General features: G+C 60.5%; 32 protein-coding genes. 11 read left to right on the top strand and 21 right to left on the bottom strand.

Going from position 1 to position 26701, the window contains the following annotated elements:
- From GR138_RS12545 to GR138_RS12555, 3 genes are all read left to right on the top strand, one after another.
- Window positions 1–690 (top strand): DUF599 domain-containing protein, encoded by a 690-nt coding sequence (locus GR138_RS12545; RefSeq protein WP_160859582.1) that lies wholly within the window; start codon window positions 1–3, stop codon window positions 688–690.
- Between the two features lie 76 nt (window positions 691–766).
- A complete protein-coding gene (locus tag GR138_RS12550) occupies window positions 767–1804 on the top strand; it encodes an acetyltransferase domain-containing protein (protein ID WP_246200414.1) in 1038 nt (345 codons plus the stop codon).
- 4 nt (window positions 1805–1808) lie between these two features.
- Window positions 1809–2282, top strand: a complete 474-nt coding sequence (locus GR138_RS12555) for a methyltransferase family protein (RefSeq protein ID WP_160859583.1) — start codon at window positions 1809–1811, stop codon at window positions 2280–2282.
- A 69-nt stretch (window positions 2283–2351) separates the two neighbouring features.
- On the opposite strand, the gene GR138_RS12560 is transcribed toward GR138_RS12555, so the two are convergent.
- Together GR138_RS12560 and mgtE are read right to left on the bottom strand one after the other, a co-directional pair.
- Complete coding sequence (locus tag GR138_RS12560) at window positions 2352–2738, bottom strand: MerR family transcriptional regulator (RefSeq protein ID WP_160859584.1); 387 nt, start codon at window positions 2736–2738, stop codon at window positions 2352–2354.
- 113 nt (window positions 2739–2851) lie between these two features.
- On the bottom strand, window positions 2852–4282 hold the full coding sequence (gene mgtE / locus GR138_RS12565) for a magnesium transporter (protein WP_160859585.1): 1431 nt from the start codon (window positions 4280–4282) through the stop codon (window positions 2852–2854).
- A 301-nt stretch (window positions 4283–4583) separates the two neighbouring features.
- On the opposite strand from mgtE, the gene GR138_RS12570 reads away from it, so the two are divergent.
- The 5 genes from GR138_RS12570 to GR138_RS12590 all read left to right on the top strand — a co-directional run bounded on the left by GR138_RS12570 (window position 4584) and on the right by GR138_RS12590 (window position 8685).
- The gene (locus GR138_RS12570) at window positions 4584–5078 is read left to right on the top strand and encodes a peptide deformylase (protein ID WP_160859586.1); all 495 of its coding nucleotides are present in this window, start codon (window positions 4584–4586) and stop codon (window positions 5076–5078) included.
- Between the two features lie 339 nt (window positions 5079–5417).
- A complete protein-coding gene (locus GR138_RS12575) occupies window positions 5418–5762 on the top strand; it encodes a hypothetical protein (RefSeq protein ID WP_160859587.1) in 345 nt (114 codons plus the stop codon).
- A 522-nt stretch (window positions 5763–6284) separates the two neighbouring features.
- On the top strand, window positions 6285–6953 hold the full coding sequence (locus tag GR138_RS12580) for an SOS response-associated peptidase (protein ID WP_160859588.1): 669 nt from the start codon (window positions 6285–6287) through the stop codon (window positions 6951–6953).
- A gap of 155 nt (window positions 6954–7108) precedes the next feature.
- The gene (locus GR138_RS12585) at window positions 7109–7855 is read left to right on the top strand and encodes a hypothetical protein (protein WP_160859589.1); all 747 of its coding nucleotides are present in this window, start codon (window positions 7109–7111) and stop codon (window positions 7853–7855) included.
- Entirely contained in the window at window positions 7852–8685 is an 834-nt protein-coding gene (locus tag GR138_RS12590) for a hypothetical protein (protein WP_160859590.1), read from the top strand. The genes GR138_RS12585 and GR138_RS12590 overlap by 4 nt, the downstream gene beginning before the upstream one ends.
- A gap of 524 nt (window positions 8686–9209) precedes the next feature.
- On the opposite strand, the gene GR138_RS30255 is transcribed toward GR138_RS12590, so the two are convergent.
- The 10 genes from GR138_RS30255 to GR138_RS12630 all read right to left on the bottom strand — a co-directional run bounded on the left by GR138_RS30255 (window position 9210) and on the right by GR138_RS12630 (window position 21242).
- Entirely contained in the window at window positions 9210–9656 is a 447-nt protein-coding gene (locus tag GR138_RS30255) for a hypothetical protein (RefSeq protein ID WP_202402648.1), read from the bottom strand.
- A 27-nt stretch (window positions 9657–9683) separates the two neighbouring features.
- Window positions 9684–9857, bottom strand: a complete 174-nt coding sequence (locus tag GR138_RS30260; protein WP_202402626.1) for a hypothetical protein — start codon at window positions 9855–9857, stop codon at window positions 9684–9686.
- An 18-nt stretch (window positions 9858–9875) separates the two neighbouring features.
- Window positions 9876–10124 (bottom strand): peptidoglycan-binding domain-containing protein, encoded by a 249-nt coding sequence (locus GR138_RS12595; RefSeq protein WP_160859591.1) that lies wholly within the window; start codon window positions 10122–10124, stop codon window positions 9876–9878.
- An 11-nt stretch (window positions 10125–10135) separates the two neighbouring features.
- The gene (locus GR138_RS12600; RefSeq protein WP_160859592.1) at window positions 10136–10795 is read right to left on the bottom strand and encodes a peptidoglycan recognition protein family protein; all 660 of its coding nucleotides are present in this window, start codon (window positions 10793–10795) and stop codon (window positions 10136–10138) included.
- A gap of 40 nt (window positions 10796–10835) precedes the next feature.
- The gene (locus tag GR138_RS12605; RefSeq protein ID WP_160859593.1) at window positions 10836–13841 is read right to left on the bottom strand and encodes an SGNH/GDSL hydrolase family protein; all 3006 of its coding nucleotides are present in this window, start codon (window positions 13839–13841) and stop codon (window positions 10836–10838) included.
- A 65-nt stretch (window positions 13842–13906) separates the two neighbouring features.
- Window positions 13907–16546 (bottom strand): phage tail protein, encoded by a 2640-nt coding sequence (locus tag GR138_RS12610; protein WP_160859594.1) that lies wholly within the window; start codon window positions 16544–16546, stop codon window positions 13907–13909.
- Window positions 16537–16968 (bottom strand): DUF6950 family protein, encoded by a 432-nt coding sequence (locus tag GR138_RS12615; protein ID WP_160859595.1) that lies wholly within the window; start codon window positions 16966–16968, stop codon window positions 16537–16539. The genes GR138_RS12610 and GR138_RS12615 overlap by 10 nt, the downstream gene beginning before the upstream one ends.
- 7 nt (window positions 16969–16975) lie before the next feature.
- Entirely contained in the window at window positions 16976–17614 is a 639-nt protein-coding gene (locus GR138_RS12620) for a hypothetical protein (RefSeq protein WP_160859596.1), read from the bottom strand.
- Window positions 17614–18387: a hypothetical protein gene (locus tag GR138_RS12625; protein WP_160859597.1), complete on the bottom strand. Its 774-nt coding sequence runs from the start codon at window positions 18385–18387 to the stop codon at window positions 17614–17616. The genes GR138_RS12620 and GR138_RS12625 overlap by 1 nt, the downstream gene beginning before the upstream one ends.
- A gap of 2 nt (window positions 18388–18389) precedes the next feature.
- Window positions 18390–21242: a phage tail length tape measure family protein gene (locus tag GR138_RS12630; protein ID WP_160859598.1), complete on the bottom strand. Its 2853-nt coding sequence runs from the start codon at window positions 21240–21242 to the stop codon at window positions 18390–18392.
- A gap of 60 nt (window positions 21243–21302) precedes the next feature.
- Between GR138_RS12630 and GR138_RS12635 the strand changes: the two genes are divergently transcribed.
- Both GR138_RS12635 and GR138_RS12640 read left to right on the top strand, forming a co-directional pair.
- Complete coding sequence (locus GR138_RS12635; RefSeq protein WP_160859599.1) at window positions 21303–21614, top strand: hypothetical protein; 312 nt, start codon at window positions 21303–21305, stop codon at window positions 21612–21614.
- Window positions 21615–21623: 9 nt separating this feature from the next.
- A complete protein-coding gene (locus GR138_RS12640; protein WP_160859600.1) occupies window positions 21624–21992 on the top strand; it encodes a hypothetical protein in 369 nt (122 codons plus the stop codon).
- On the opposite strand, the gene GR138_RS30970 is transcribed toward GR138_RS12640, so the two are convergent.
- Genes GR138_RS30970 through GR138_RS12655 form a run of 4 tightly spaced genes read right to left on the bottom strand, consistent with a single transcriptional unit; the run spans window position 21993 to window position 23993 of the window.
- On the bottom strand, window positions 21993–22349 hold the full coding sequence (locus GR138_RS30970; protein ID WP_420853647.1) for a phage tail assembly chaperone: 357 nt from the start codon (window positions 22347–22349) through the stop codon (window positions 21993–21995).
- Window positions 22346–22759, bottom strand: a complete 414-nt coding sequence (locus tag GR138_RS12645; protein WP_160859601.1) for a hypothetical protein — start codon at window positions 22757–22759, stop codon at window positions 22346–22348. Before GR138_RS12645 ends, GR138_RS30970 begins: the two co-directional genes overlap by 4 nt.
- A gap of 13 nt (window positions 22760–22772) precedes the next feature.
- Window positions 22773–23504, bottom strand: coding sequence for a hypothetical protein (locus GR138_RS12650; RefSeq protein WP_160859602.1), 732 nt, complete (start codon window positions 23502–23504; stop codon window positions 22773–22775).
- A 60-nt stretch (window positions 23505–23564) separates the two neighbouring features.
- Complete coding sequence (locus GR138_RS12655; RefSeq protein WP_160859603.1) at window positions 23565–23993, bottom strand: phage tail terminator-like protein; 429 nt, start codon at window positions 23991–23993, stop codon at window positions 23565–23567.
- 18 nt (window positions 23994–24011) lie between these two features.
- Between GR138_RS12655 and GR138_RS12660 the strand changes: the two genes are divergently transcribed.
- Window positions 24012–24209: a hypothetical protein gene (locus GR138_RS12660; RefSeq protein WP_160859604.1), complete on the top strand. Its 198-nt coding sequence runs from the start codon at window positions 24012–24014 to the stop codon at window positions 24207–24209.
- On the opposite strand, the gene GR138_RS12665 is transcribed toward GR138_RS12660, so the two are convergent.
- The 5 genes from GR138_RS12665 to GR138_RS12680 are packed head-to-tail and all read right to left on the bottom strand — an operon-like array spanning window position 24166 to window position 26699.
- The gene (locus GR138_RS12665) at window positions 24166–24624 is read right to left on the bottom strand and encodes a hypothetical protein (protein WP_160859605.1); all 459 of its coding nucleotides are present in this window, start codon (window positions 24622–24624) and stop codon (window positions 24166–24168) included. The two genes, GR138_RS12660 and GR138_RS12665, sit on opposite strands and share 44 nt — an antisense overlap.
- The gene (locus GR138_RS12670) at window positions 24624–25676 is read right to left on the bottom strand and encodes a head morphogenesis protein (protein WP_160859606.1); all 1053 of its coding nucleotides are present in this window, start codon (window positions 25674–25676) and stop codon (window positions 24624–24626) included. Before GR138_RS12670 ends, GR138_RS12665 begins: the two co-directional genes overlap by 1 nt.
- Window positions 25676–25843 carry a hypothetical protein gene (locus GR138_RS30275; RefSeq protein WP_202402628.1) on the bottom strand — a complete coding sequence of 56 codons (168 nt, stop codon included), beginning with the start codon at window positions 25841–25843 and terminating at the stop codon, window positions 25676–25678. The genes GR138_RS12670 and GR138_RS30275 overlap by 1 nt, the downstream gene beginning before the upstream one ends.
- Entirely contained in the window at window positions 25840–26205 is a 366-nt protein-coding gene (locus tag GR138_RS12675; protein WP_160859607.1) for a hypothetical protein, read from the bottom strand. The genes GR138_RS30275 and GR138_RS12675 overlap by 4 nt, the downstream gene beginning before the upstream one ends.
- The gene (locus GR138_RS12680; protein ID WP_160859608.1) at window positions 26205–26699 is read right to left on the bottom strand and encodes a DnaT-like ssDNA-binding protein; all 495 of its coding nucleotides are present in this window, start codon (window positions 26697–26699) and stop codon (window positions 26205–26207) included. Before GR138_RS12680 ends, GR138_RS12675 begins: the two co-directional genes overlap by 1 nt.
- Between the last annotated feature and the right edge of the window lie 2 nt (window positions 26700–26701).

Below are 26701 nucleotides of genomic sequence, written 5' to 3' on the forward strand. Positions count from 1 at the left end.
ATGAGCACCCCGGATCTTGCCGCCCTCGTCATCTTCGTCGTCCTGTGGACCGGGTATTCCTGGATCACCGACCGGGCGAAATTTTTCGATCGTGTCAGCCTCACCCGCGCGATGAGTTCGCAGCGCGCGGTGTGGATCCGCAACGCCATGCACCGCGACCTGCGCATGATCGACACGCAGATCATGGCCGGCCTTCAGAACGGAACGGCGTTCTTCGCCTCCACCTCGCTTCTGGCACTCGGCAGCTGCTTCGCATTGCTCGGCGCGACGGAACAGGTCTTCGCGATCTTCAACGACCTGCCCTATGTCTTCCGCGGCAGCCGCGCCGGCTTCGAGCTGAAGGTCGGCGGGCTTGCCATCATCTTCGGCTATGCCTTCTTCAAGTTCGGCTGGTCCTACCGGCTGTTCAACTACTGCACCATCCTGCTCGGTGCGATGCCGATGAGCGGCGACATCCACAAGGACCCCGCCGGCGCGGACCTCGCCGCCGACAAGGTCATCCGCATGAACATCCTGGCGGCTAAGCACTTCAATATGGGGCTGCGCGCCATCTTCCTGTCGATCGGCTATCTCGGCTGGTTCGTCAGCCCCTATCTGTTCATCGTGACGACCATCGGCATCATCATCGTGCTCGTTCGCCGCCAGTTCTATTCCGAAGCACGCCTTGCCGTGCTGGAGCGGCTCGACTGATCAATCCCCCCATCGGCCACCTTTCGGCCATCCGCCCGGCGCAAGCTTGGCGTGACACTTTCCTGTGGACCAGACAATGCGACGACCCCAAACCATGACCACCACGGTGATTGACGGCAATGTGGAAGGAGACGGCGCAGCGACGCGCCGGTTGCCGCGTATTCCGCTGATCGACCAGTTGCGCGGCGTCGCGCTGATCGCCATGGCGATCTACCACTTCACCTGGGACCTCGGCTTCTTCGGCTATATCGAACCGGACACGGCGACGACCGGCGGCTGGCGCATCTTTGCGCGAGTGATCGCCGGCAGTTTCCTGTTCCTCGTCGGCTTCAGCCTCGTGCTCGGCCATCAACGGGGATTTCGCCTTAGGCCCTTTCTCATCCGCTTCGCGAAGATCGGCCTCGCGGCGGCGGCCATCACCATCGCCACCTGGTTCGCCTTTCCCGAAACCTTCATTTTCTTCGGGATCCTGCATGCGATCGCGGCGACAAGCCTGATCGGTCTTCTCTTTCTGCGTCTTCCGGTCGTCGTTACGCTGCTTGCGGCGGCGGCCGTCGTCACCGCGCCGCTGTATCTGCGCGCGCCGCTCTTTGACCATCCGGCCCTGTGGTGGGTCGGCCTTTCGGTCAACATCCCGCGCTCAAACGACTATGTGCCGCTGTTGCCGTGGCTGGCGCCGGCGCTGCTCGGCATTGCGCTTGCTCGCCTCTTCGTCGCGAGTTCATTGCCGGAGCGGCTTGCCGGCTACGGCAATACGACGAAAATCTGGTGGAAAAGCCTGCTGGAGGCGGCCGGCCGCCACAGTCTTGCCATCTACCTTATCCATCAGCCGCTGCTGATCGCGCTGGTGTACGGCTTTTCCCTGGTGGTTCCGGCACCTGCGGCGGACCCGGTCGTCGGTTACACGAAGAGTTGCATGCGCGCCTGCGAGAATGGGAGCAGCGCGGCGTTCTGCCAGAGTTTCTGCGGCTGCACGCTGGATCGCCTGATCGGCGAAAACCTGTTTGCCGACCTGAACCGCGGCGCGATCGACATAACGACGGACGAGCGGATCTCGAAAATCTCCTCGCAATGCACAGCGGATGCGGCAGAGAAAACAAACCTGAAGGAGTAGGATCATGAATGCCTATCGCATGAAGCCACTCGCTTTTCCGTGGCCGCCGTTTATCTACGGCGCGGCCATAGCGGCGGCCTTCATGCTTCAGGCGTATTTTCCGCTCGCGGTCGCGGAAACCAATATCTGGATTGCCCGGGCCGCCGGTGGCGTGTTGATCGCGTCGGCGATCGTACTGGATGTGTGGGCGATGCGCACGCTGCTCGACTGTCATACGACAATCCTGCCGAACCGCTGTTCCACCCATCTGGTGACATCCGGTCCCTATCGCCTGACGCGCAACCCCATCTATCTCGGCTATACGCTAGCGACCGCCGGCATCGGCCTAGCGGTCCTCAATCCATGGTGCATCCTGACGGCCATGATCGCCACCGGCGCGACAAGCATCGTTGCCGTCCGTCGCGAAGAGCTGCACCTGCTCTCCCGTTTCGGCATCGATTTCGAGCGTTATTGCAACGGAACGGCGCGCTGGATCTGACGTTTTCCAGCAAACAGCGACCCGGTCCGCGCCGAAACGACGTTTGTGAAATTGTGTTACCGCAGGCTATCAGGTGCCGACGCCGATTTCGGCCAGGCGCGTGAGGCAAGCCTCCTCGACATTGTCGAGTTCGGCCAGCGTTTCCTCGATGTCGCGCCGCTTCTGGCGCAACTCTTCCCGCTTCTCGCTGACTTTGGTCATCAGCATTTCAAGTTGCCCCACCTCGCCCGGCGGGTCCTTGTAAACTTTGATAATGTCGCGGATTTCAGCGATCGTGAAGCCAATGCGGCGGCCACGCAGGATTTCCAGGATGAGGCGGCGGTCGGCAGGGCGAAAAAGCCGCGTGCGACCGCGACGTTCGGGGTGGATCAGCCCTTCGTCCTCGTAGAAGCGCAGCGTGCGGGTGGAAACCCCGAATTCGCGCGTCAGCTCCGTTATGGTATAAAACTTGTCCACGCCTGCTCCGATCTCGTCTGAGCAGGCATTTTATTGACTTTTACGTATAAGTCAATTTTTCCTGCCTGCCTGTGCAAATCAGAACGCAAAACGCCGCGCATTCTAACCCGATTTTAGCGGATCGCGAACCACCAGGTCGCCAGACCAAGGAATGCGAAGAACCCGACGATATCGGTGACCGCCGTCACGAAGACGCCGGAGGAAACGGCAGGGTCCGCCCCTGCGCGATCGAGCAGCATGGGGATCATGATACCGGCAAGGGCCGCCGCGCACATGTTGATCAGCATGGCAGTGGCGATAACTCCACCGATATTGACGTCATGGAACCACACGGCGGCAACAGCCCCGATCATCAGGCCGAAAGCAAGCCCATGCAGGATCCCGACACCCGCCTCGCGGCGCACGACGCGCCAGGAGTTGTGGATATCGAGGTCGCGGGTCGCCAACGCGCGCACGGTGACGGTCATCGTCTGCGATCCCGCGTTGCCGCCCATGCCGGCCACAATGGGCATGAGAACCGCAAGGGCCACGATCTCTTCGATGGTCGCCTCGAAGAGCGAGATGACCGAGGCGGCAAGGAAGGCGGTCAGCAGGTTGACGAGCAACCAGGGTGCACGCGACCGCACGGTCTCGATGGTGGTGTCCGACAGTTCTTCGTCGCCGACGCCGCCGAGGCGCATCAGGTCCTCCTCGGCCTCCTCCTGGATGACGTCGACCACGTCGTCGATGGTGAGCACGCCGACCAGACGACCGTTCTCGTCGACGACGGCGGCGGACAGAAGATCGTATTGCTCGAAGAGCTGTGCCGCCTCTTCCTGGTCCATCTCGGCCGGGATCGGATGGTTCGTCTCGCGCATGACGGCTTCGATCTTCGTGCCGCGCGCCGTGCGCAGGATGCGGTCGAGATCGATGGCGCCGAGCAGGCGGAAGGTCGGGTCGATGACAAAGATCTGCGAAAAGCTGTCCGGCAGATCGGCGTCCTCGCGCAGGTAGTCGATCGTCTGGCCGATCGTCCAGAACGGCGGCACGGCGACGAATTCGGTCTGCATGCGGCGACCGGCCGTGCTTTCTGGGTAATCCAGCGAGCGGCGCAGGCGGATCCGTTCGGTGAACGGCAGCTTGGAGAGGATTTCCTCCTGGTCTTCCTGATCCAGGTCTTCCAGAATGTAGACGGCGTCGTCCGAATCCATCTCGCCGAGTGCCGCGGCGATCTGCTCGTTCGGCATGTGCTCGACAATGTCGAGACGGATCGCCTCGTCCACCTCGGTCAGCGCCGCAAGGTCGAATTCCGCGCCCAAAAGCGAGACGAGCTGGCGGCGCTGCTCTGGCTGGATGGCCTCCAGAAGGTCGCCCATTTCCGATTCGTGCAGCCGCGCCACATGGCGGCGCAGGAACAGGAGGTCGCGGTCGGCAATCGCCGCACCGACATGCATGAGGAAATCCGAGCGGATCGAGCCGTCCTCGGCGTAGATATCCTCGCCGTCGAAGGTACTGTGTTCCGGCTGTCCCTGGTGGATACGGTGATCGTCGCCGGTGTTTTCCATCGGGCCGCTCCTTGTATCGGGTTCGTCCCGCCCGGCATGTCGGCGGAGGGACGACAGGGATTGAGATGCAGGGTTCCTCGGCAAGGCACGGCGCGCGACAGTGCTTGCTTTCACCGTGCTAAAGCAAAGCATGCGGCCGGTCCATTGCCGAAAGCGGCAAAAAGTCCGCGCAAATCAAAATTTCGCAAGCTGTTGCAATTTCATGCAAATCACACGATTTGCGGCAGGCGCTGGCGGCTGGCATTTTCCCGATGCCGCAAACAGGCTAGGAAGGGCAATCCCTTTTACACCCGGAGCCAGCATGGCGATCCTTCCCATTCTCCGTTACCCCGATCCCCGCCTGCGTCTGCCCTGTCAGAAGGTCGAAGCATTTGACGCACGACTGGCAGCGCTTGCCGACGATCTCGCCGCCACGATGCGCGCTGCCCCCGGTATCGGCATCACCGCCGCCCATGTCGGCATCCTCGAACGGCTGACGGTGATCGAACTCGACGGGCCGGCGTCGCAACGCGTCTATGTGAACCCGGAAATCGAATGGTTCTCGCCGGAGGTGCAGCGACACATCGAGGGAAGCGTCTCCATGCCCGGCGTGACGGACGAGGTGGAGCGCCCTGCCCGCATCCGCCTCACCTATCAGGATCTTTCCGGCAAGCACCACACGGAAGATGCCGACAGCCTCCTCTCCATCTGCCTCCAGCACGAAATCGACCAGCTGGACGGTATTTTCTGGATCGACCGCCTGTCGCGGCTGAAGCGCGACCGCATCGTCAAGAAGTACAACAAGACCCGGGACTGACACGTGCGGGGTTTGCTCCGGCCGGCGACCTCTGCCAGCCGGAATTTGCCGTGTGCAGCTTTCCCGCAAGCATTTCGCAGAAAACAAAAAACCCGGCTGTTAAGCCGGGTTTTTTTGGTGCGGTCGAGAAGACTCGGCCAAACGGCGCAACGTGCTGGAAATAGGGCGTTGAGCGGTCCAACGCGTCTCAAAACGGACCACAACGAATCAAGAACTTGCCAGGAAGTGGTCCAACGCTCGTTCGCCCTTTGAACTCCGTGGCCTACGCTGTCATCCACGGTTTTCGGATCGCTGTGGACAACCCTTGACTCCTCCCCCTCCCCGCATCATCTCCCGCCAATGACCGAACGCTCCTGGAAACGAAAATACCAATGGCGGCTCACATGGCCTGGCGAGGCCGATGAAGACTGGGCAGCTTATGACGGGGATCTCTATATCGGGCGCATCCATCGCGACAAGACGAGCTTAAAGGCCGGAATGTTTATCTGGGCCGGCGGCTGTTCCTCATGGTGGGAGTTTGAGCGCCCTATGCCTCAATCCGGACATGAGGCGGAGGCTTGGGAGGCTGCGAAGCGTGTTGAGGACTGGTATGATGAGGGCGTTGCTCGCACCGGGCCAAAGCCCGAGGCTGTCTCACAGCGAATAGCTGACCTGAAGGAGCGCGGCCGAAAGTTCGGCTGGTAACCTGCTCGGCTTTATAGCGCCCCGCCCCCTCGCCACGATAGCCGACTCACCCTAGACCACTGTCATGGCCTCAGACTTCAACAACGACAAAATCCCCGCTGGCGTGTTCGATCACTACTGCGAGCAACCTGGCTGTAAGGAGTGGGGAGGTTTCGGCTTCTCTCCGTCGAAGGCCGCGCCCGTCAAGTGGTGGTGCTGGGAGCACTACCCGTACAAGCAGCCCGGCAAGCCCGCCTCAAATGGTTCCTTGCCGACATAGGCGCCCCGCCCTATCCTTCGCCCATGGCTATTCGCGGACCAAGACCGACCGTTGAGGCGGAAGACCGCTTTCTCCAATGTGAGGAAGCCCTCGAAGCCGAATTTCAGGCGCTTGTCTGGAAGGCAATCAAGGCGGGATGGGATGAGGGCGAGGCCTGTGTGGCAATCGCTTCCTTGGCGGACCATCACATCCTCGCCCTGAATTGCAACGACCGGACAAGCGCCTCGATACGAAAGCTCAAAGACTGACGGGGTTTGGAACGCATGTGCGGACGCTTCACGCAAATGATGTCCTGGCGAGAGCTTGTCGGGCTTTACCGCCTGACCGACAAGTACCTCATCCGGAACACCGAGGCGCGCTACAACGTCGCTCCGACGCAGACCGTCCCTTTCGTTCGGCTGGACGACGAAGGCAACCAGGTAGTCGACGACGGCCGGTGGTGGCTGGTACCGCATTGGGCGAAGGAAATGCCGAAGGCCGCGATGTTCAACGCCCGGATCGAGACTGTTGATTCGTCGCCAGCGTTCCGCGATGCCTTCAAGGCGCGGCGCTGCCTGATTCCAGCTGACGGCTTCTATGAATGGACCAAGGGCGACGACGGCGGCAAGGACCCGTGGCTGATCCAGATGCCGGGCGGAGCGCCATATGCCTTCGCGGGCCTGTGGGCGCACAACACGAAACTCGACGTCACGAGCTGCACAATCATCACCGCGCCATCGATCGCACCTATCAGCCAGATCCACGACCGCATGCCGGTCATCCTCGACCCGGAGGTGTTTGACGGCTGGCTCAATCCGGCCACGCCGCAGGAAAACCTCAAAGGTATCCTAGGCCATCACCTCGACGGGCAGATGCAGATGCACCGCGTCAGCCGGGACATCAACAGCTCGAAGTTCACTGAGCGGCCAGCGCCTATCGTCAATTCGCTGTAAGGAAAAGAAAGCCGCGTATGCGAAAGCCTTATGCCGAGGCCAAGTACGTGCGTTTCGCCAAGCAGCGCGCTAAGCTAGCAAAAGTTAACATCTCGACAACACGAAGTGTTTAAAGATAGGAAAGCAAAAGATCTTGCAGGTCCATGGAGTGCAGAATGAGTGTTGGGATTATCGAGTGGCCAGCCGAGATGGTTCAGGGAACTCTATTCGTGCATCAGCGACACAACATACCTGCTTCAGTGCTTTTCGAGGCCGCTTTTAACAGACAGGCTACGGCCACTCAGGAAAACACTAACCCGCAATTCGGGCGGTCAGGTATGGCATCCGTTCAGGATCGGGACCATGTACTCAGCGTAAATCTGCAGCCGGGGCGCTGCGATATTAACCTCAACTCGGTTCATAACCCAAATAAATTCACCGGGTCTGGAAAAATCGTCAACGTAGGGGAAAGTATCGAAATCGTAAAAACCGCTATGATGGCTCTTGTTCCTATGATCGGCGATACGGCTAGATTAGCTTTTAGTACTCGGTTTGCGCTGGGCGCAAAATCCCGGGCCGATGCGAACAAATCTCTGCTTAGCGTGATGCCATACAAGATCAGCCTGGGCGATGAAGAGGACTTTCTACTTCAGGCAAACTGGCAAACGAACGTAGCGAGCCACAAGATAAACAGGCTGGTTCGCTGGTCCTCAGAGTCCCTCGTGATGTCGCTTGAGCAGATGGTTCCCGGCTTATCGCCCCAGGTCATAAACAGCGAGGCTATCGTAGGGGTTGTTAACCTGGACTTTAATACGTGGCCGGGACATACCAAATTTACAGCTGATAAAGCTCTTGACGTAGTAGATGCTCTGGTGGCAGAGACGATGAAAGCGCGAAAAAACAACTTGAGGTTCCGGTCGTGACCGAACTTATCCGATCACAGATGGCAAACGAAACTCATTCGACATGGTCTACGAGCGCGACCCTTGAATCCCTCTCTAGCGCTACGACCGACGCGACGAGTTTAACCAAATTCCTACATAGCGCTGTAGTGATGGGCACAGTTGCGGCTGTCTTGACCCCGCTACCTGCGCTCGCAGCCCGTCAGAAATTCGGTGACCTTGATCACAATATTCCTGCACCCGATGACGCAGCAGATCCGTCGCTGGACCTTATCGACGAGCACTATGTCTACCGTTCGGCGTTCGACAGCAATAGCAGCGTTTTCGAGAATTCGGGCGTTCTGTTCAAGCTGCAAGGTGGCAAGATCACGATGCGCCAGCATCGCACTCTTAAGACCAATCACGTGGACAGCAAACCCGCAGCTCGCTTGAAGCCGGGTCTTCCCGCATTCCGCACAAGGCTTCCGGTTACTTCAGCTTCAACATCGGGGCGCCCTCTCTGCTCGGTCAACGTCAAAGACTTGACCGTTAATGTGCGCACGCCTCTTAACAGTGATCCGCTGGTTAGGGCGTTGGAAAATGTCCACAGCTTGAGCCTGAATAAGGATGCCCTTACATTCGCAGGCATATTACGTGACCTCACTTGGCAGCCCGAAGTGTGGGCGGACGATTCTGAGGTTGTGTTCGAATGGATCGGCGATGGTCGTCATGCGGTCGCGAGCATTGAGGGGGATGGGCGGATTGGGTACACACTGATGATAGACGGCCAGTTCGTCTCCGGAGCTGATGCGGATGCATCCGTCACAACTCTTCCTGCCGATCTCAAGGAATACCTCACCAAGACAGCATGATCAGATGCGAATGCCCTAAAGAGGCAGTTTCCCAGAGCAATTTCTCGCCCGGCATTGTCGCAAATGACGAGATGATAGTTTATGCGCTGGTAAATCCGCTTACCAGCAGCGTAGGCCAAATCAGCAAGTCGCAGTTGAAGGAGGCAAGGTTATCCGTTTGCCGCGCCTCGTATATCACCGGTCCCAGCGCGAAGCAAAAGACCGTGGACGTACTATTGGCAAGTAATGTCACTCGGACGCACGAGGGGTACCTCAAGGCCACCTGCGAGGAAATCCGTGGGGTGAAACTTGGACGCTCAACAACCGGTGCATTTTGCGTCATCGACGATGCGCTGAAAGACTATTCAGCGCATGCGCACCTTGGGTATTCAGAACCATCTGATCCGAAGTTGCGCAACGATCGAGAAACCGCAAGAGCCAATCTAATGCTAGTTTTCAAGAAGCGTGGCGTGTCTACGGTTTGGGCTGGCGATCCATTCATAAAATAGAAATCGACCAGCGCGCATCTGGGAGTACGGAGGCGACTACTTTCGCTCGATCCCACTATGCTGCCCCGCCTCGATCCTCTGAAGGATCTCCCGCACAACCTTGATATCGCCCGCCTGCTGGCTGACGAGGTTCTGCAGTTCCTTGATGGCAGTTGCCGTCGATGTCGTGGTCTGCTCGGTTACTGTCACCCGGTAGGACAGGTTCTCCAGCATCGATGTGGCCTTGCGCCCATCGGCTTCGAGGCTCCGGAACCGCTCTTCCGTCCGCCCCTCTCCGGCCTTGACTTCGGCGAGGCGCTCCTTCTGGTATTGCTCGTGCCCGGTGCGCCACGTCTGAAGATCCTCGATGTCGCGGCTCTTGTCGACCCAGATGGTGACGCCGCCGATGATCATGCCCACCAGTGTGACGAGCTGGATGACCGTGTTGAGGTTCCATTCCATAGTCCTTGCACGGGTAATGCCCATGGTCTTCTCCTCGGTCATCCGCTCTTCCTGCATGCTTGCGATGGGTCAGTTGGCGTTCTTCGGCGCCAGATAGGTCAGCACGGCGGGAAGGCCGATCGTGATGACGTAGAGAGCGAGATAGCCATACCAAGGCGTATCGGCCGGCATGAACGGCAGGCCGATGGTGCCGGTTGCCGCGCCACCAGCGGCCGCAGCGAGTGCTTTCGTGATCTTTTCCATGGATATTTCCTTTCGTGATCAGGCCGCAGCCTTGGCTTCAAAGATGGAACGGAGGCGCGCGACCGTCGGCGCGTCGAACTCGCCGGTCTGGTCGAGACTGGATGCGAGCTGGAAAGCACGGATGCCGGCCCGGGTTTTCTTGCCGACGATGCCGTCGATCGGGCCGATGGCGTAGCGGCCGCGCGTGAGCAGGCGCTGGAGATAGGCGGTGCGCGTGTCCGGGCCGTCGAGCACTCCGGCCCTCTCCCTATAGGTGCTGCTGTCCATGGTGGTTCCTTTCAAGCGAGTGAGCTAAGCGGGTCCTTACGCACGTCAAACGACGGGCAGGCCTTGGCGGCGTATTGATTGTGGCCGGTGACTTTCTTGATGGCCGGGTATTTGGCGATCAGCGCCTTTGCGAGGTCGAGGAGAGCGGCCGTCTGGGCCGGTGTGCGGGTATCCTTCGGCGTCTTCCCATCAGCCGCGACGCCGCCGACATAGACGATCCCGATGGTTCCGCTGTTGTGACCGGCGACATGCGACCCGATCTGCGCTTCAGGTCGACCAGGCCGCACCGTGCCGTCGAGCCCCACCACATAGTGGTACCCGATATCCTTCCAGCCTTTGGCGAGGTGCCAGGAGCGTATCGTGTCGACCGAGACCTCCCGGCCCTCCGGCGTAGCCGTGCAGTGGACGATGATTTCCGTGATCTTTCGCGTGGCCTTGGGCTGCTTGAGGATCACTGCCGATGCGATAGACGCCGCATTCGGGTTGGCAGCAGCGATCGGGAAAAGCAGAGCCAGGGTTACAGGGCCGGCGATTCCGTCCGCTGTCACGCCTTTGTCACGCTGGAAAGCCTTCACCGCTTCCCTCGTCTTCGGCCCGTCGATACCGTCGGCCGGTCCCGGTTTGTAGCCGAGCGCAATCAAGCGCTCCTGCACTTGCAGGGGCGTAGTCATGGTGATTTCCTTTTGTGAGGGGTAAATCAGTGGAGGCCGGTCAATCTACCAGCTGTGCCGTGACCTCGGCGATTTGCACGTTTGCCGTATCGACGCGCACTCGCAAGGAGAGAAGACCAGCAATCGGCGGCACGGTGAACCGCACCGTGCAATTCTTCCACCACAGGCCCACCGGAACTTGCTGCAGCATGACGTAGTTTCCGTCGCCATCTGCTCCGACACCACCCGTAGTGTGGAACACCAGACCAACAAGCACTTGAGCGAGGTCGAAGCTGTCGGAGGTGATCGACCCCAGCGCCGGGAAATGTCGAGCGGTGACGACGATCTCCGCCTCACGCCCCCGCACCGGGTCGATGGAGTAGGTGAACGGCTGCTCGATGCTGTCGCTCGTGCCCATCGTGATGATGCGCGCCACACTATCGCGCGGGAACTGGTATGTTTTGTCCGTGCTGACGGCTGGCGCGCCTGTAACCGTCCAGCCCGTGAGGCTGCCGTCAACGAAGGTGGATACCGGCAATATCGCAGCACCCCGAGCTTCACGCTCCGGGAGACGAGGCAGGACGGATTTGCAGCAACCACCGCGCCATTCGACCACAGGAGCCGAGAGCGAGAAGCCGCCGGACTTGTACACGAGGAAACTGACATTATCGCCGTGCAGCTTGCCGGGAAGACTTGCGGATGGGATCGTGAAGCGACCATTGCCGTCGCCGGCAACCGCAGTCCACTTGCACACCGTCGGAGGATTGGTCGGGTAATCCGCCGCCGTGGTCGAGAACAACGCATCACGAACATAGACCGTGAGGCTGGGATCACCCAGCACGAGCGAAAGGTCATTGATCGTGCCGATTTGCCCATCAATCACGGCATCGATCAGCGCATAATCGGAAATGGAAATCGCCTGACCACCGCGCAGAGCGAGGTACTCCGAGCGGATGAGTTCCGAATCCGCACTCTCGTTGACGGCGTCGACTTTCGTTGGATCCAGCATGGAGCGGTGCTGCAGGCTGATTTCTCGCCAACGCTTGGTGCGGCCATAACGATCGCCGAAAATCAGGTCATCGATCGTGGAGAACCCTGAGCGAGGGCGGAAGATTTTTACGGAACGCTGCGTCCTCGGCATCACCGTCCGCAGCAGTCGGTTGAACTCGTCCGAGAGAATGTAGCCAGACCGCGCGCCTTGGTGGTTGGTGCTGGTGGCCCCGCCGCTATCCCAGAAGCCCGCATAGAAGGGTGAGGAGCCGCGCACCCGCAACGTGTTGGGGATAGGATTGATGAAATCCACGCCCATTTCGCGGCAAAGCAGTTCGATGCCGATCTGTGTGACGGGGTTTGCCCGGTCATAGGCCGGCTGCCATTCATGCGAGGCAACAACCTGCCCACCGAGCGACCGCAGGCTTTCGATCATCTCGCGCGAATCCTGGAGATACTGGGCATAGGAGACGCCGAGCGTCCCGCTGAACGCGTCGTTCCATCCGAACTCCACGAAGAAGGTTGTTCCGCGGTAATCCCTGATGCCCTTCTCGTAGGCGAGGATTGGCGGAAGCGATTGATTGCTCCTCACGCGGGTGTTGAGCATATGGCGCATGGTCGAGCCGCCAATGCCCATGACTTCGACATTGAAATCGGAAGCCGCAGAGAACGCCGCCACCCAGTGTTTGTCCTTCAACGTCCATGCACCGCCGGCCGCATACGAGGAGCTGATGATCACAAGCCGGCTAGCATTGTCGAGCGTCACCCGGTTGACCGAAGAGGCATATTTTGTGCGAACGACGACACGTATCTGCGGGGCTGATCCCGTGAAGGCTGCCGCCTGGTCGAAGCTGTCAACGACAGTGTCGGCTCGATAGTGTGGGTTTGCTCCTGTCACGGCAACGGACGTAGCCCACCCGCTATCCGGGGAGCGGAAGCCGATCAACTGACCCGCCCGGACATCGGCCTGAATGTCGATGTGGTTGACACCCGTCTTTGACACCGTCAGTCGGCGCAGGCGCTGCGCTTTGACAAGCGTTATCCCAAAGCGCTCGAACAAGCAGATTTCGATGTTGGCGCCGGCATTTGCCGTCATCTCGATGTAGTCGAGATATCCATCTTCCTTGACCGGATCGGCCAGGACGAGCGTGCCAGTCGGAAAATTGGTGCCCGTCGCAGGCGTCGTTTGCAGCCCGACAAAGCCAGAGGCCGTCGAGATATCCGTCAGGGTCTCGACAATCGGCTGCCGGTTGAAGACGTCGATCGCGAAGGATGCCTGAAGCTGAACCGTCGGGGCGCTCGTCGAGTCCGTGAATGTCCCGCTTGAGAGCGTGCCAGCGAAATGACCGATGTTGTCGACCGTCAGGGTGCTGATGAACCCGGCCGTATCAGAACGCAGCCCAATGTACTGCTCTGTATCGAAAGGCAGATCAACCTGGAAGGTATTGAGGCCCACTACCGTCTGTGCCGTCTTGTAGCGAAGGCGAGCGAACAGATCGGCATCCGAACGCGAAAAGATGCTGATCTCCACCAACGCGGCCACCATGCTGTAAAGCGTGACCTGACGAAGGACGCCCGCGCCTGGCGTTGCAGCCGCGTGGACGAACTGAATGCTTCCGGCCGCGTTATCTCCCGTGGCGGGGCTCGACGCCCCGAAGACCAAAGAGCGAGAAAACCCGGATGAAAGCGCGCCCGACCGATCATCTGCGCGCGTGGTCTGCGCCGCAGTGACCGCCAGCGCAGAGGCATCCGCCTTGGTCGCCAAGGCCGCTACGCTGGGCGTCGTGGCGATCAGAGTTGCGACGGGACCTGAGTCATGGCGGTAGGTATACGAGGCGACGTTCGGGTCAGCGGACGCCACTCGGAACTGTTGGCCGATCGTCGTTCCTGCAAGGCCGGCGGCTGTGTTCGCATACACATCGCCCGCCTCGAAGGCGAGATTTGTGATCCGGTCCAGTTCACTGTCGATTGTCGGCCCGACCTCTTGACGAACGCGTGCCTTGTTGACTTGCTCCGGATTGGAAGTCGGACCATCCGCAAAAACGGACTTGATGACGTCGGTGACGACAGTGGCCATATGCGATTCTCCACGCGAAAGCGCTCCAGCCACGGCCAGAGGCGAATTCCCAATTTTTCGGTTGATCAGATAATGGTGACGGTCACCGGCCCGCTTGGCGGCCCCGCAACGCCCGAGCCATTGAACGGCACGGCGTAGTAGTCCCACACGCCTTGCGGAGCGCAGGTGATGGTTTCTTTGAAGGCAATCACATTGTCCAGCGCGCCATCGAAGCTGGCATCCGCAACGAAGCGGATCGCCGTGCTCGTCGCATTGGCGGTTAGCCTTTCGCGATAGGTTCCATTGGTTGTCTTGGCCGTGCCGTTGACGTTCGGGCTACCCGTCAAGCCCGGCGTTACCTGCCCCGCGGTGCGGCCGGAAACATCAAAGCTGAAGCGCATGACATCGCCGTTCGCCATAGACTGAGTTTGCGAGAGCGTCGAGCCAGTGCCGGCCGTCTTCTTGGCCGTCCCTGCATTCCACGCCCAGCCGCTTCCCGCTGTCCAGCCGGTTAGGTTTGCCGCGAAGTCGCCGTTGCTGATGATGTTGGTGCGGCTGGCATCGCCGTCCGTGTACCCGTAGGTCGCAGCGATCGATGACGCGACCGTCAGCGCTGTCACCTTCGTGCATTGCGCAATAACGTCAGCAGCCGTCGTCAGCGCGGCGCCGGTCGTCTTTCGGTACAGCCCGACCGTCCTCAGATGTGCATCGTTCTGCGTAGCCAGGCTGAAAACAGCATTGCCGAGATGTGGCGCGGCGGCGGTCTGCGTGAACGAGATGAGCGCGGCCGGCGCTATCGGATCGACCGTTGAAGTGACATTTACCGTCGCCGACCAATCTCCGTCACCTCTCGACGTTTTGAACGCTACCTGAATTTCCAGCAGCTTGTCGTTTGGGACCACGTCCGTGTTTAGGTCGATGAAACCCAGCGCCGGTTGTGCGTCGGGAAACTCCTTCTCGATCCATGCGCCGGGCGTACCAAGTCCGTCAGCGTCGGCAACACGGTAGCGAACCATCGGGATGAGCGTATCGTCCTCGGGGTCGATGATGACCACTCGAATGTAAACCGAGCCGTTGCTCGTCTTGGCCTGCACGAGGTTGATGACAGGGGTGATAATGTCGTCAACGTTCGGCTTCGGCGGGACCGGCGGCTGGCGGCCCTCATCCGTTGCCGGGTTCCATGCGTCGATGTCCTCCGGGTGCTGGACGATCTCCATGTTGAAGCCGCCCTGAAGGAGGGCCAGCGTGGACTTGCGGTTCTCGACCAGTTTGCCGGACAGCCTTGGCAAGGAAAGAGGCGTCTGGAGACGCACCCAGCGCGTGAAAACGGCGTTGATGGCAGAGAGACGGAGGTCAAGGGCGCCTGAGACCTTCTCCTGCAGTCGCAGCCAGTCCCGCTTGCCTAACCGCCTCGCCTGCCGCCATTGGTGGCACCATTGATAGACACCATCTTGCGCCAGCACGCGGCCGGCCAGCAGGATAGCGTCTCCGTCCTCGAAGAAATCGGTATCAGAGGTGGCGTAATCGATCGCTGGATAGGTGAATTTCGGAACGAGCCGATTGATCTCGTCCTCGAAAAGCACGTCGTACTGGATCTGGTGGCCGACAATGTCCGCGTCCGTGATCGTGGCGACATACTTCTCCCGAAACTTTCCACAGATGAAAAGGAGTGCGCCGTCGCCGCGCTCGCAAATCCAGCCGTCACAGGTGGCGAGGATTGCATTGGTGCCGACCTTCGGGTCGTTTTCGGTCGTATCAAAGCCGTTGCACTCGTACCGCTTCTCTGTCCCGCCGCCATTGAGAGGAACATCCTCATCGCAGATGTCCGCCTCTTCCTTCCACATGTCGAGCACAGGCAGAAGGGCGCGGGTATAGTCGCGCTTGTGGCCAAAGGGGTTGAAGCACTGGTGCCACGCCAGGATGAGCGCTGAGTTGCGGGTCCACTCCCATGTGTCCGGGTCTTCCGGGTCTTGCGCTGGGTCACGGAAATCCCAGCACAAGGCCATGTCGGCTTCGGCCGAGAGCGATGGGGGACCGTACGGGAAGTTTTTGGGCTGATTGTTCTGGTTCGCGGCTTTGACGGTCATGCCCAAAGAGGCTTGGCCATCGCCTCGATGGTCGTTTGTCCAAGCCTGGCTACCAGGAGCCTCATCAGCGAAAGCGTCGACGATCGCTTCGTAGGGCGTTTCGGGGACAAGCCCGAGACGGTAGAAGATTTTGACCTTGTTCCGATAGCGGCTGCCGTTGATGATCGTGGTACCGGTCTCGTCCAGCAAGACTTCGTCATCGTGGAGCCAATACCGGTTGACCGACTGAATGCGGTGGCCAGCAATAGCCTGAACCGCGTAAAGCATGTTGTCCCGGCTCTCCCAGAGCATGTACGCGCCGGCCACGCGAACACGGCCCACGCCCCACCAGCGATGCGGCACACTCTGTGTTTTCGGAATCTTTCCGTCTTCCGGCTTCGGCGGCTTCGGAGCGAGAAGCATCTGGAGGCCGATAGTTGCCGCCGTCGTCACTAGCGCTGTCGCTGCGGAACCTAGGAACGCCGACACTGTGGCGCTAAAGCCAAGGCTGGCAAACCAAGACGTGAAGATCGGCGTCAGGATTGGGTCGTAGCGCGGCGGCGGGCAACGCAAGAACGTGCTTGCGTAGCGATCCCGCTCTAGCCAGCGGCGATAGGCCTCATCGCTCGGAGTGTCCTCGTACAAACTGCTCACGCGCATCCAGGAATACTCCAGGCGGCAACGCATTCAGCCTGTTTCGCTACAACTCTGCCCGGCGTGAGGAACGCCCAGACCGGCCCGAAGCGGATTGCTCCGATAAGGGTTTGCTCCGCTGTGCCGGTCGGCGCGATGATCACGCCAACGTCACCCGTACGGGGTTCCTGCACCCGCTTAGCGGAGACGAGGGCGAGCTGCCGCCCTGCGAGGTTCACCAGTCCGCCTGCGGCCGAGATTATGGCGTCCGCCTGCTCCTTGTTGTGGTAGGTCCCACGATACTCGCTCACGACGTCCACGCCGGTCTGATCGTGAACCCATGTTCCCGGAAACAGAACGCAGTCGTTGTAGATCTCGGCGCGGCCCGTAAAGCCATAGCCGGACCACTTGAACCGGTGGTCCAAGGCCAAGAACTCGTGCAATGTCATGAGTGCCTCAGTTGTATCGGGGCCAGGTGGGCTGAACGCCGCGCGATAGGCGACCGGTCTGGCTGCAGAACAAGTCGTCGGGGAGAGAAGCGTTGGCGGTACCTTCGCGGAGTTGGCGCGAAACCTCTATTTGTTGAGGCTCACTCCAGAGAGAGCTTGACTTACGAGACCGCATGTTCTCGCCGGCGACGACCGCCAGACTAAGCGAAAGGGTTGGGGTTTCTCCCTCGCCCACTGGCACGCGGGCCTCTTTCGGGTGGGATGCGACACCAGTCCAGAGCGGGATAATTGCGCTCATGGGCTGGTGGTACTGGTCCATGGTAGTGATGCCGAGTTGCACCAATGCCCCGCGGACTGGCGGGATGCTGTCAAGCATCGCCGCCCCCGTCGCCGGGTCTATTCCCGAGATGGTGAAGTCGACGGCGTCAGACGTGCCATTCACCAGAATTTCCAGTGACGGGATACCAAGCAGACGCCCTCCGCCCTGATAGACGGTCCCGTCAGGGTCGATGCTGTCAAAGCCGATCGGTACTTCGTCATCACCGAACCACAGGTGAAGTGCGGGATCCGTATTCACCCGAAGAAAAATGCCGAGCTGGTGGCTTGTCTGGAGCGCCTCGATCACATTGTCGGGCAACCACCCCATCAGAATGCCTCAACAAAGTTGATCGAGGGCCGCGACTGATACCAGCCTTCATATTCGAAGGGCACGGTCTCACCACGACGAAGCTTCATCACACAGGTAGGCCGCGCCGCCTCGATGCGCGTGCCTGCGACGGTTGCCTCTCTCAGCGGAGGATTGATTGCCAGCCGGTAGTCCTTGAAGGATAGGGACACACCCTCGACGGTTTCTGTGCCTTCGTTGAGCATGTCGCTCTCCCAATACCGCCATGCCCGCCAGCCCTTCGATGAGGCCCCGTTCTGGCTGTGATAGATTGAAAACCAGTCCGACCAGCGGAGATCCCGCGAGGCGCCATAGATGCGCATCGTGATCTGACCGGCGCGCAGCGGAGCGTTCTCGATCAGCTTTGCCCAGACTGTTGCCTGAGAATAACCAGAGCCGTCGGAAAAGAACGACCCGTCGGAGTGTTGAATACCTTTCACAATGGGCCGCACCGCGCCATTGATGACAGGGAACGGCCCGATTTTGTCGTTGACGATCGGCACGTTGATGAAACGGAAGCCGCCATTGAGGCGAGCGCCCAGCCAATTGATGATCTCGTGCCGTTCGTCCGGACCTTGCAAAACCATTCGCTCATAGGTGGCCGTGATCATGCCGCCGCCGGAGAGTTCCGACGTGATGCTCTCCCCGAGCCCGTTGACGCCACCGTCGATCGCGTTGCCGCGATTGTCGAAGGAAGCGCGCGTCGGCCGGAGAAAATCAACCGGGAACATGGGCTGACCAATGAAAGTAGCCATGATCAGCCCTTCCGAGAGTTAAAGCGTCTCTGGTCTTCGCCGTAGCCCATGCGCTGCTGATTTTGCTTGTAGGCGCCCATGGACTGCCGGTCCTCGGTCTTGGCCGTACTACGGGCGATGCTCTCGACCTTGGCCTGCCAGTTGCCGTCCTCGTCTACAAAAAGACGAATGCCGGCGATGCCATCCCCGCTCCTGTTGCTGTTCGCCGCCATCATGCTCATGAGCTTGTGATTGCTCATCACGCCAGATCCCTGTGGGAGGTTGAGCAGTTCGGGGCCTTTGTCCCCTACGATGGAGAGGCCACCGCGAGCGTAGTCAGAACCGTTCGCGTAGAGACCAACGCCACCTTTCAGCCAGGCTGAGGCGAACTGCGACGACCCGCCGAACAGGCCCATGCCGTACTTGGTCAGGCTGGCGAGAGCACCGGAGCCGCCGCCATTGGCCATGAGCGCCTGCGGGATGCTTGCGAGGGTCTGACCGAGACCAGCCGTCATCTTGGCTGTGTCGGTTGCCGCAGCGCCGAGATCCTTGACGGCCTTCGCGGACTTGTCGATGCCTTCCCAATCGCCAATGCCAGCCTTCGCTGCACCGTACCACTGCCCCCAGCCGCTCTTCTTGGCGTTGTCGAGTGCGAAATCCACACCAGCCGGACCGTTGGCAGCAAGCGCCGGGTCGAGGCCAGTCTGCTTCATCATGGCGTTGCCAAGACCACCGCCCTTGTAGAGCTGGAATGGTCCGAACGACGGCTCACGCACCCCGTTCTTGACGTAGTTGGACTGCAGGTTCCAGCTATCGATGCCGCCTTCCGACCTGGCCACGCGCAGGGCAATATCCGGGTCGATGCCGCGCTTGATCGCAGCTTCACGAATGTAGGCGCCGATCTCCGTCGTGGCGGGGAGCGCTGAGCGCGCAACGGACGTGACAGGAGCGGCCAATGCCGCATTGTCATTCGCGGCGGCGCCGATTGCCTTGCTTACGATGTCCGGGCCGGCGGCAGACGCGCCACTCTTGCCGGTGAAAAGCGACGCCAACCAGCCAGCCGCAGTATCGAACAGTGTTTCAAACGCCTTCTGGCTGGCTTCCTGCGCGGCATTGAGCGCGGCTGTAGCGATTGCCTTGCCGATCTTGCCGCCATTGCTCCAAGCCTCCGAATAGGCGCCGGAGAAGAAACCTTTGAAGATGTCCTTGGCCTCGCCCTCCCGAAGCTGCTCACGAAGGGCATTGGCCTCGGGCGAGTTCAGATCCTCATTGAAACCGTAGCGGTTCAGCGTGTTGGCGATCTGCCGGTCCATGGCACTACGGCCGGACTGTCGCTCGGAGAAGCTGAGATCGAGCCAGAAATCTGCCTTTGCCTCTTGCGCACGGCGGTAGGCCCTGGTGACCTCGTCAATCTTCTCGTTTTCCTTCTCCAGCTCGAAGAAGTTTGGCTTGCGACCGGGAATTCCAGGCGTGACTAGGACCCCATCTGAATTCTGAATGCGGCTATCAACCACGTCTGGGTCGCCGGCCAAGTCTGATGGCCGACGACTTGGAATGCCCGGAACACGCGGAATGAAATCGGAAGGCCTGCGGATCACGCCGTTGTCGTTGAATGTCGAGTTTTCAACAATGTCCTGCACGCTGGTGCCGCCAGCTATGGCAGCGATCCACTCGGTTCTAGCCTTCTGTGCGGCTTCTACGCCGCGATAAATAGCCGCCGTTACCTCGTCGAATGCCTTGCCGAACGCGAGAACCTGCGGTGTTCCATAGGTGCTAACCGCACCCGCAAGCTCCCGCTGCACTCGATTGAGGTCTGCCATGGAGGCCGTGCCGTTATCCAGCCGCTCACGCAGGTCTCCCCAAGCCGTGACAAGATCACGTACGATGATTGCATTATTGGGGTCGCCGCGAAGGGAACGGAGCGCCTCTGTCGCCTTAACCTTCAGACTGTCGAGATTAGACGAAAGCCCCTCAAGCTCGCGGCCCGCAAGGATGCCCCCGGCTTCCCTACCCTGTGCGATCTTGTCCGCTCGGTCGAGCTCGTCGACATAGCCCTTGAGCGCGGGGGTCGCTTCACCCCAAAGGTCAGCAGCCCGACGGATAACCTCGTTCTGCTCCTCGAAAAGCCTGGTGGTCTTTTCGCTGCCGCTCTCCGCTGTCGTGAAATACTGCACGAGTGCAGCGGCGCCACCGATGACACCGATGGTAACGAGCGAGATCGGATTCAGTATCTGCAAGAAGGCGCCAGCAACGGCCGGGCCGATCGATTGACCACTTGCCTTGATATCGTTGAAGACCTGTGCGACCTGCGGCCCCTGCTGAAGAGCGACCGTGTACCAAGGCATGAATGCCGCGGTGCTGCCGATATCGAAGCCTTGCGCCGCGAGGTTTGACGTGTTGAACCCGCCAGGACGAGCGCCTGGAGTATTCTGGTTTGCGGCTCGTACGGCATTGTCCGCCCCCAACGCAGACGTCTTCAGGCGGTCGAAGGCGAGACGCTCCTCATCGAGGCGCTTGGTCATCTGTTGAGCGTTGATGATGCCCAGCTGATGCGCTCGATTGATGTCTGATACGGTCGCCTCGTAATTTCTGGTCGCCTGCGCCAGCGGCTGGTATCGCATCGTCAGCCGTTCAATCTCAGCCCGGAACGCTTTTACGTGTTCGTCCTGGTTCTGGAATGGCTTGGCGGCCGGGGGCACCTTCTTGGTTTCGTCGCCGACACGCTTGAGCGCATTGGCAAGGGCGCCAGCGGACGCGGTAAGGGCGTCGGCAGACGCTTCCAGCTTAGTTGCTGCAGCGTCAAGCTTTGACAGATCGACGGCAGCGGCAGACGCTGGCGTAGAATCGATCTTGAAGCCGAGAACCGCAGTTGTCATGGGGGCTTTACCTTCAATGCAAATGGCGGCATCGTCGCCGCTCAATCAGGAGGTGCGAGATTGCGATTGCTCTTTTTTGCGGCATTGCTTGCCGCGTCAGCGTCGATCGCGGCGGCGCAGCAGGTGATGGATGGCTCAGGAACGCCGTACGGCGACAGTGTCGCCTCAGACATTGCGGCATCCCTTATCGGCTTGGCCAATGACCCGTACTCAGCGCAGATCGCGAAACTGCGCGCGTCGAGCGGTAGCGACGACGTTATTTGCGGCCTCGTGAATTTGAAAAGCCCTAGTGGCGGCTACACTGGGTTCCAGCCGTTCTATTTCAACCTCAAAACCAAGAGCATCGACCTCCGTCAAAGCTCGGGTTGCTAAGGAAGTACAATGAAGCGATACGCAATGCTGCCTCTATTGGTTCTGGCCGGCTGCCAATCTGACGCATCGGTCAGGAGCAAGCCACCGTTGCAGAGCTTCTCGTCAGGCAAAACGCCCGACGCCGCTGTCACCTGCCTCATCCCGTCTCTGCAAGAGAACTACAAAGCGATCGGCGCTCAACGGTTCGTCGCTCAGACATTGGCTCCTGGCAAGGAATACGATGTTGTCCCGACCGATGGCTTCGTGAACGGGCATTACATCTACACGGTCAACGTCAAGGCGAGCGGGTCTGGCTCAACACTCTCGCTCTACAAGGGACAAGCAATGTTGCCGAGCATCACGCGATCGGTAGAGGCAGGCATTCGCGCCTGCCTTTGATCACTTAACCTTGCTTGCGAAAAGGGCATCAAACAGGCGAGAGGTGAGAGGCCGCTTCGAGACCTCTGCCTTCGGCTCATCTACCGCCACGTTCACCTTTTCCGCCTCAACGGATCGCCGCTTCATATCCATCGCGAGGATGGCGTCCATCTGCCAGGGCAGGAGCTTGGGAAGGTCTCGCTCTTTCCGCCATGCCCGGATTTCCCGGAAGCCGAGGGAGTTCATGCCGTAGCCGTTGCCTTGTCGCTGCGTGTCGAGTTCGCGAAACCAGAACCAGACCTGCTCTCCGGCCGGTGGGATTTTGATCGGCTTGCCGGCCGCTTGGTCGGCGATCAGATCGCAGAGTCGGGCAATCAGCCTTTGGCGAAAGGGCCTCGGCGAACCGCCCTCACCTCAACCTGCTCGGCGAAGATGCGGAAGCGACCGAAGAACGTGCGAGCGTTCTCTTCCGAGAAAGACACGGCCTTGCCGGCGATGGAGGGGTTCGGGGACCAGCCGGTGGTGACCTTGGAGAGATAAGCGGCCGTGCGCTGGTCCTCTTCATCATCCGGGGTTCCCTCGCCCGCCAAGGCGCGGTCCTCGGCCCGCTTGGAGAATTCCTGCGCGACCTCCTTCATCGCCTTGCGGGCCTGTTTGCTGTCAGGGCCGACAAGGCTGATCTTCAGCCCGATCGGCTTGCCCATTTCGTCGACGAGGTCGAATTCGATGCCATCCTCCTGAGATTGGACGAGGGCATCAAAACGGTCGAGGTTGACTGTGTCAGTCATTGGTCACCAGTGGTTAAGCGGCCGCCGCGGCAACGCGCAGGATCGCAGAGTTGATTTCGAGGGTGGTGGAGACGAGCCGGGCCGTATTCGCACCGCCGCCCTGCTCAGGCGAGCCCATGACGATGGCGTAAAACAGCTTCGTCGAGCCGCTGGGAACGGTTGCGACGGTGTGCGTGCCACTCTGCGTGCCCGTCGTGGTGATAGCCGAGCCGCCCGCAGTTGCGGAGACGCTGAACGTGTCCGATGCCGGATTGACCACATAGTAGGTGGTGCCCGCGACAAGGCCGGTCGGCAGGGCGCCGGTCGTCGAGAACTTCACCCGATCGCCTGCAACCAGCGTGTGGCCCGTCCAGGTGATGACGCCGGGCGCGGCGATCGTCATCGTCGCCGTGGCCGACAGTGCCGGCGGTGCGTCGTCATGAACGATGCGGAAAGGGTAGTTGAACGACGTGTTCTCGGCCGCGATAAGGGCGAGCTGTCCGTCATCATCGGGAAGGATGAGGAACTGGTTCTGCATCGATCCGGCGTTCTTCGTGCCGCCCGCCTTGATATCGCGCCCGCGGTTGATGGCGGATTCCGTGATCAGCGCTTTGCTGTCACCGATGGCACCCATCGTCTGCCAGCCGTCGATTTCGGTCCAAGAGACCGAGGCGAAATCGGTGACGTCCAGGTCTTCGTCGTCGGGCACAGAGGTTACGGCCGGGCCGATATAGATGCGGCTTCCAGCTACAGGGTACAACTGCATGGCGGTTTCCTTTCAGGTGGGCTGATTGCGCTTGCCGAAGGCGCCCGAACGGCAGGCCAATCAGGCCGGTTGGAAGTACGAGCGCCACCGAATGGTGACTGGAATGGTGTGGTGTGTATCGCCTGAGACGAGCGGGCCGATCTCAGGGTCTTCGTCGATGCGGACCTGCACCGAGTCCCGAAGCAATTTGGTCCCGCGCTTCAGATGAGCCCGAAACTGGCCGGCGACCTCATAACCATCGACGATGGCCGCCCCCTTGGGCCACATGACATTGGCTCGCATGAAGCCTTGGCGGATCGGGTCGAGCTGCAGCGACAGATCCGTCTCGATCGAGCGGTTGAAGTGAACTTCGACTGAGATGAACTTGCTGGACGCCGTTGGAGAGAATGATGCCCCCGGCAGAACTACCGTGACCCCAGCCGGCGGCGTGAACCCTTGCGCTCGGGTAACCAGCGCCTGGTAGATTTTCTTCTCCACCGTGTCGGCCATCCGTGCTACGTCCTTCCCATGCCCGACCAGCCGTTGACCGACCGCGAGATATTCGCCTTGCTCGACAAGGCCGTTGATCTATTTCGAGGGCAAAAGGCCGAGACCGAAGGCGGTCAGGCCGTGGTGGAAATGTTCATCAAGAACACCGACTTCATTCAGCGGGCTATGCTGATCATGCTGGCTGAGAACCGCCCTCGAAGCGAGAACGAACCTTAGCCTCCGCCTCGGCGACGATCTGGGGCCAGCGCTGCGCTACCGCATCAACGAAGCCGAACCCGGCCTGATTGTAGACGCGTCCCAGACTGTCCTCGCCGACGAACCCGTAGTTCATTCGCGGCGCATAGGCCGCTTGAAACCCGAGATAAACCGCCCCGCCTAGCTCGGCGCCAGCGATCACCATCTCTATCCCGCTATCCGCGAACGTCGTCTGCTCCGGCTTGATTGTCGGCATTTCCGAGGTCGATGCCATCAGAGAGCGTCGGAGGTTGCCAGTGATTACGGGCATTCGACCACCCTCTTCGCGAGGATTACGCACTTCGTTTGCGACGGTCTGAGCAGCCGTCTGGTAAATCGCCTCGGCGCGCTCCAATTCGGCTTGGCCCCATTCGCTTATTGTGGCCGCGAAGCTCATCAGCGGCCTCGTGAGCGGGCGTAGGCCTCGGCGAAGTCATAGTCATATTCGGCGTCACACACGCAATTTACGATCTCAGCCGCGCCGGCACCAAGCGAAGTATCACCAGGGTAACGCAGGAGGGCGCCCGACGGAGATTGGAATGCCAGGTCCATTCCTCGAACCACCTGCCCGTTCAGAATCTGATGGGTATGCCGGACGTTTCGACGCCCGGAACTGCGCCACTTCCGTGTGACGAAGCTTTCGTCGCGGCCCATCTTTTCGAGCCCCTGCCGGTAAGCCTCATGCTTTGCCGACATGACGGAGGTCACGGTCTCTGTTCTGGCAATCGTCTCCCCGCGTAGTTTCAGGTTTCGGTCTCGCAGGCGCATCAGCACCTTGTCGAGAGTTGCCTTGTCCAGCGGCTTGCCGGCGTCGATCGCGCGCCGTACGGCTGCGTCAAGCCGCTTATCGCGGGTTTTCAGCGTCAGATACTTCCGCATCAGCTCAGGGTCACCTGAGAGCAGATTGATGCGGGTGCGCTCGATGAGTTCTGCTTGCGGGGCATTGAGGCCGATGACGCCACCCTCACGGCGCCCTGTCACACGGCTCTGTCGGCCGACGAGGTCAAGGGCGATCGTATTCGGCCCCTGCCCTTGAGCGTAAGCAGACACGATGGCCTCCCGCGTCGCTTCGCGGGTCTGCTGCGTGATGCCGGTGATCAGCTTCGACGAAATCTCACGGATGTTCGCCTCGGCGCCCTGGTTCTGGACGTCCCACCGAAGCACTACGCGTCCGCCTAGCGGATCGGAAAGCCGCGGCATGTCCTTGACGACCATTGTGCCGCCAGCGTTGTAGGCCTGCCTCAGAGCCTCGGCCAACGGGCGGAATGCAGCCTCGTCGATGTGAAGCGCCTCAATTGCGCCCTCAATGTCCCGGCGCTCCAGCCGCTCAACAATCTCCCGAAGCACAATCTCGGACTTGATGTCTTCGACAGCCTCAAGGAACGCCCGCTCCATGTCTGGGGCGAGCCTGTCGATGAGGTCAAGAAGCTGCTGGCGGAGCGTGGCCATTAGGCGACGGGCTTCTCGCTCTTGCTCTTCGGCTTGGAGGCCTCGTCCTTCACTTCAGAGCCGAGCCCCAAGGCCTTGATGGCCCTCGCATCCTTGGCCGAAACGCCGGTCAGGAGCGTGCCGGCTTCCTTGCCCTTGTAGGCCTTTGAGAGCAGGACGTTCGTCATGATGCAATCCTTCCTTGGACGATGAAGACGACGTTCGTGATTCCGTCGTAATTGTTCGGGTCGCCGTTGATGATGCGGAACGTCTTGCCGCTGGCGGTCACGTGGTCGCCGGGCTTCGGTTCGATGGCGAGGCCGACCGATGAAATGTAGATTTGCACGTCGCCGGCCAGGATGTTCGTCCCGTCGATCTCGCGGGCGCTGTAGGCCATTGGAACGAGCTTGGCCGGGTAGGCTGTCGTGGTGCCGTCGCCACCCTCAATCGGGTCTGGCGTCGTGGTGCGCGTCACGGTGCCCTGCTGGCCGAACTCTGCGATAAGCTCGTCGGCTACTGCCTGCATTTCGGCATAATTGAAGGTCGCCATCAGCAGCCTACCGACCAGATGCCGAAGCAGACGAGGTCTTCGTCCTTGAGGTAAGGTGCGAGCATCCCATCAACGATGGAGATGAGCGGCGTGATCGAGGCGGCCGTGCCGTCGCTGTCCTTTGCCGCCTGATATTCCTTCTCGATTTGGCCGACCTTCACGCGCTTCACGGCGCTGGAAGAGGTGCCGATGACTGAGAGAGACCCCGGCGCTACGGCCTCCTGATAGGCCGCATAGTACGAGGCGTTGGTGACGGCTACCGGCACCACGTTGCTCGGGATGAGCTTGCCGTTGACTATGGCGCCCTCACGCGGCCACTGGCGTTCCTGCTCGGCATCCACGACGGAGCCGAGGAAGCGGGAGCCGTACACCGCATCGATGTATTGGCTCCCGCGGTTGCGAAGCACGGCAGGCGACGACGCGCCGACGGGGAGCGCGTAGCCGTTTTCCGTCAGCCAGGAGTTGAATTCGCTGTCACCGCCATAGCCGGCCATGG

The sequence above is a fragment of the Shinella kummerowiae genome, from assembly GCF_009827055.1.
GTDB classification, from domain to species: Bacteria; Pseudomonadota; Alphaproteobacteria; order Rhizobiales; family Rhizobiaceae; genus Shinella; species Shinella kummerowiae.

Excerpts from the sequence above, each read along its gene's own strand:
- GR138_RS12675 (WP_160859607.1), bottom strand. The coding sequence starts at position 26,205 with ATGGCGACCTTCAATTATGCCGAAATGCAGGCAGTAGCCGACGAGCTT.
- GR138_RS12680 (WP_160859608.1), bottom strand. The coding sequence starts at position 26,699 with ATGGCCGGCTATGGCGGTGACAGCGAATTCAACTCCTGGCTGACGGAA.
- GR138_RS12660 (WP_160859604.1), top strand. The coding sequence starts at position 24,012 with ATGCCCGACCAGCCGTTGACCGACCGCGAGATATTCGCCTTGCTCGAC.
- GR138_RS12610 (WP_160859594.1), bottom strand. The coding sequence starts at position 16,546 with ATGCGCGTGAGCAGTTTGTACGAGGACACTCCGAGCGATGAGGCCTAT.
- GR138_RS12595 (WP_160859591.1), bottom strand. The coding sequence starts at position 10,124 with ATGGACAGCAGCACCTATAGGGAGAGGGCCGGAGTGCTCGACGGCCCG.
- GR138_RS12555 (WP_160859583.1), top strand. The coding sequence starts at position 1,809 with ATGAATGCCTATCGCATGAAGCCACTCGCTTTTCCGTGGCCGCCGTTT.
- GR138_RS12620 (WP_160859596.1), bottom strand. The coding sequence starts at position 17,614 with ATGGGGTGGTTGCCCGACAATGTGATCGAGGCGCTCCAGACAAGCCAC.
- GR138_RS12580 (WP_160859588.1), top strand. The coding sequence starts at position 6,285 with ATGTGCGGACGCTTCACGCAAATGATGTCCTGGCGAGAGCTTGTCGGG.
- GR138_RS12640 (WP_160859600.1), top strand. The coding sequence starts at position 21,624 with ATGAAGCGATACGCAATGCTGCCTCTATTGGTTCTGGCCGGCTGCCAA.
- GR138_RS12550 (WP_246200414.1), top strand. The coding sequence starts at position 767 with ATGCGACGACCCCAAACCATGACCACCACGGTGATTGACGGCAATGTG.
- GR138_RS12575 (WP_160859587.1), top strand. The coding sequence starts at position 5,418 with ATGACCGAACGCTCCTGGAAACGAAAATACCAATGGCGGCTCACATGG.
- GR138_RS12570 (WP_160859586.1), top strand. The coding sequence starts at position 4,584 with ATGGCGATCCTTCCCATTCTCCGTTACCCCGATCCCCGCCTGCGTCTG.
- mgtE (WP_160859585.1), bottom strand. The coding sequence starts at position 4,282 with ATGGAAAACACCGGCGACGATCACCGTATCCACCAGGGACAGCCGGAA.
- GR138_RS12585 (WP_160859589.1), top strand. The coding sequence starts at position 7,109 with ATGAGTGTTGGGATTATCGAGTGGCCAGCCGAGATGGTTCAGGGAACT.
- GR138_RS30255 (WP_202402648.1), bottom strand. The coding sequence starts at position 9,656 with ATGACCGAGGAGAAGACCATGGGCATTACCCGTGCAAGGACTATGGAA.
- GR138_RS12600 (WP_160859592.1), bottom strand. The coding sequence starts at position 10,795 with ATGACTACGCCCCTGCAAGTGCAGGAGCGCTTGATTGCGCTCGGCTAC.
- GR138_RS30275 (WP_202402628.1), bottom strand. The coding sequence starts at position 25,843 with ATGACGAACGTCCTGCTCTCAAAGGCCTACAAGGGCAAGGAAGCCGGC.
- GR138_RS12665 (WP_160859605.1), bottom strand. The coding sequence starts at position 24,624 with ATGAGCTTCGCGGCCACAATAAGCGAATGGGGCCAAGCCGAATTGGAG.
- GR138_RS12605 (WP_160859593.1), bottom strand. The coding sequence starts at position 13,841 with ATGGCCACTGTCGTCACCGACGTCATCAAGTCCGTTTTTGCGGATGGT.
- GR138_RS12630 (WP_160859598.1), bottom strand. The coding sequence starts at position 21,242 with ATGACAACTGCGGTTCTCGGCTTCAAGATCGATTCTACGCCAGCGTCT.
- GR138_RS12545 (WP_160859582.1), top strand. The coding sequence starts at position 1 with ATGAGCACCCCGGATCTTGCCGCCCTCGTCATCTTCGTCGTCCTGTGG.
- GR138_RS12670 (WP_160859606.1), bottom strand. The coding sequence starts at position 25,676 with ATGGCCACGCTCCGCCAGCAGCTTCTTGACCTCATCGACAGGCTCGCC.
- GR138_RS30260 (WP_202402626.1), bottom strand. The coding sequence starts at position 9,857 with ATGGAAAAGATCACGAAAGCACTCGCTGCGGCCGCTGGTGGCGCGGCA.
- GR138_RS12645 (WP_160859601.1), bottom strand. The coding sequence starts at position 22,759 with ATGACTGACACAGTCAACCTCGACCGTTTTGATGCCCTCGTCCAATCT.
- GR138_RS12615 (WP_160859595.1), bottom strand. The coding sequence starts at position 16,968 with ATGACATTGCACGAGTTCTTGGCCTTGGACCACCGGTTCAAGTGGTCC.
- GR138_RS12655 (WP_160859603.1), bottom strand. The coding sequence starts at position 23,993 with ATGGCCGACACGGTGGAGAAGAAAATCTACCAGGCGCTGGTTACCCGA.
- GR138_RS12625 (WP_160859597.1), bottom strand. The coding sequence starts at position 18,387 with ATGGCTACTTTCATTGGTCAGCCCATGTTCCCGGTTGATTTTCTCCGG.
- GR138_RS12650 (WP_160859602.1), bottom strand. The coding sequence starts at position 23,504 with ATGCAGTTGTACCCTGTAGCTGGAAGCCGCATCTATATCGGCCCGGCC.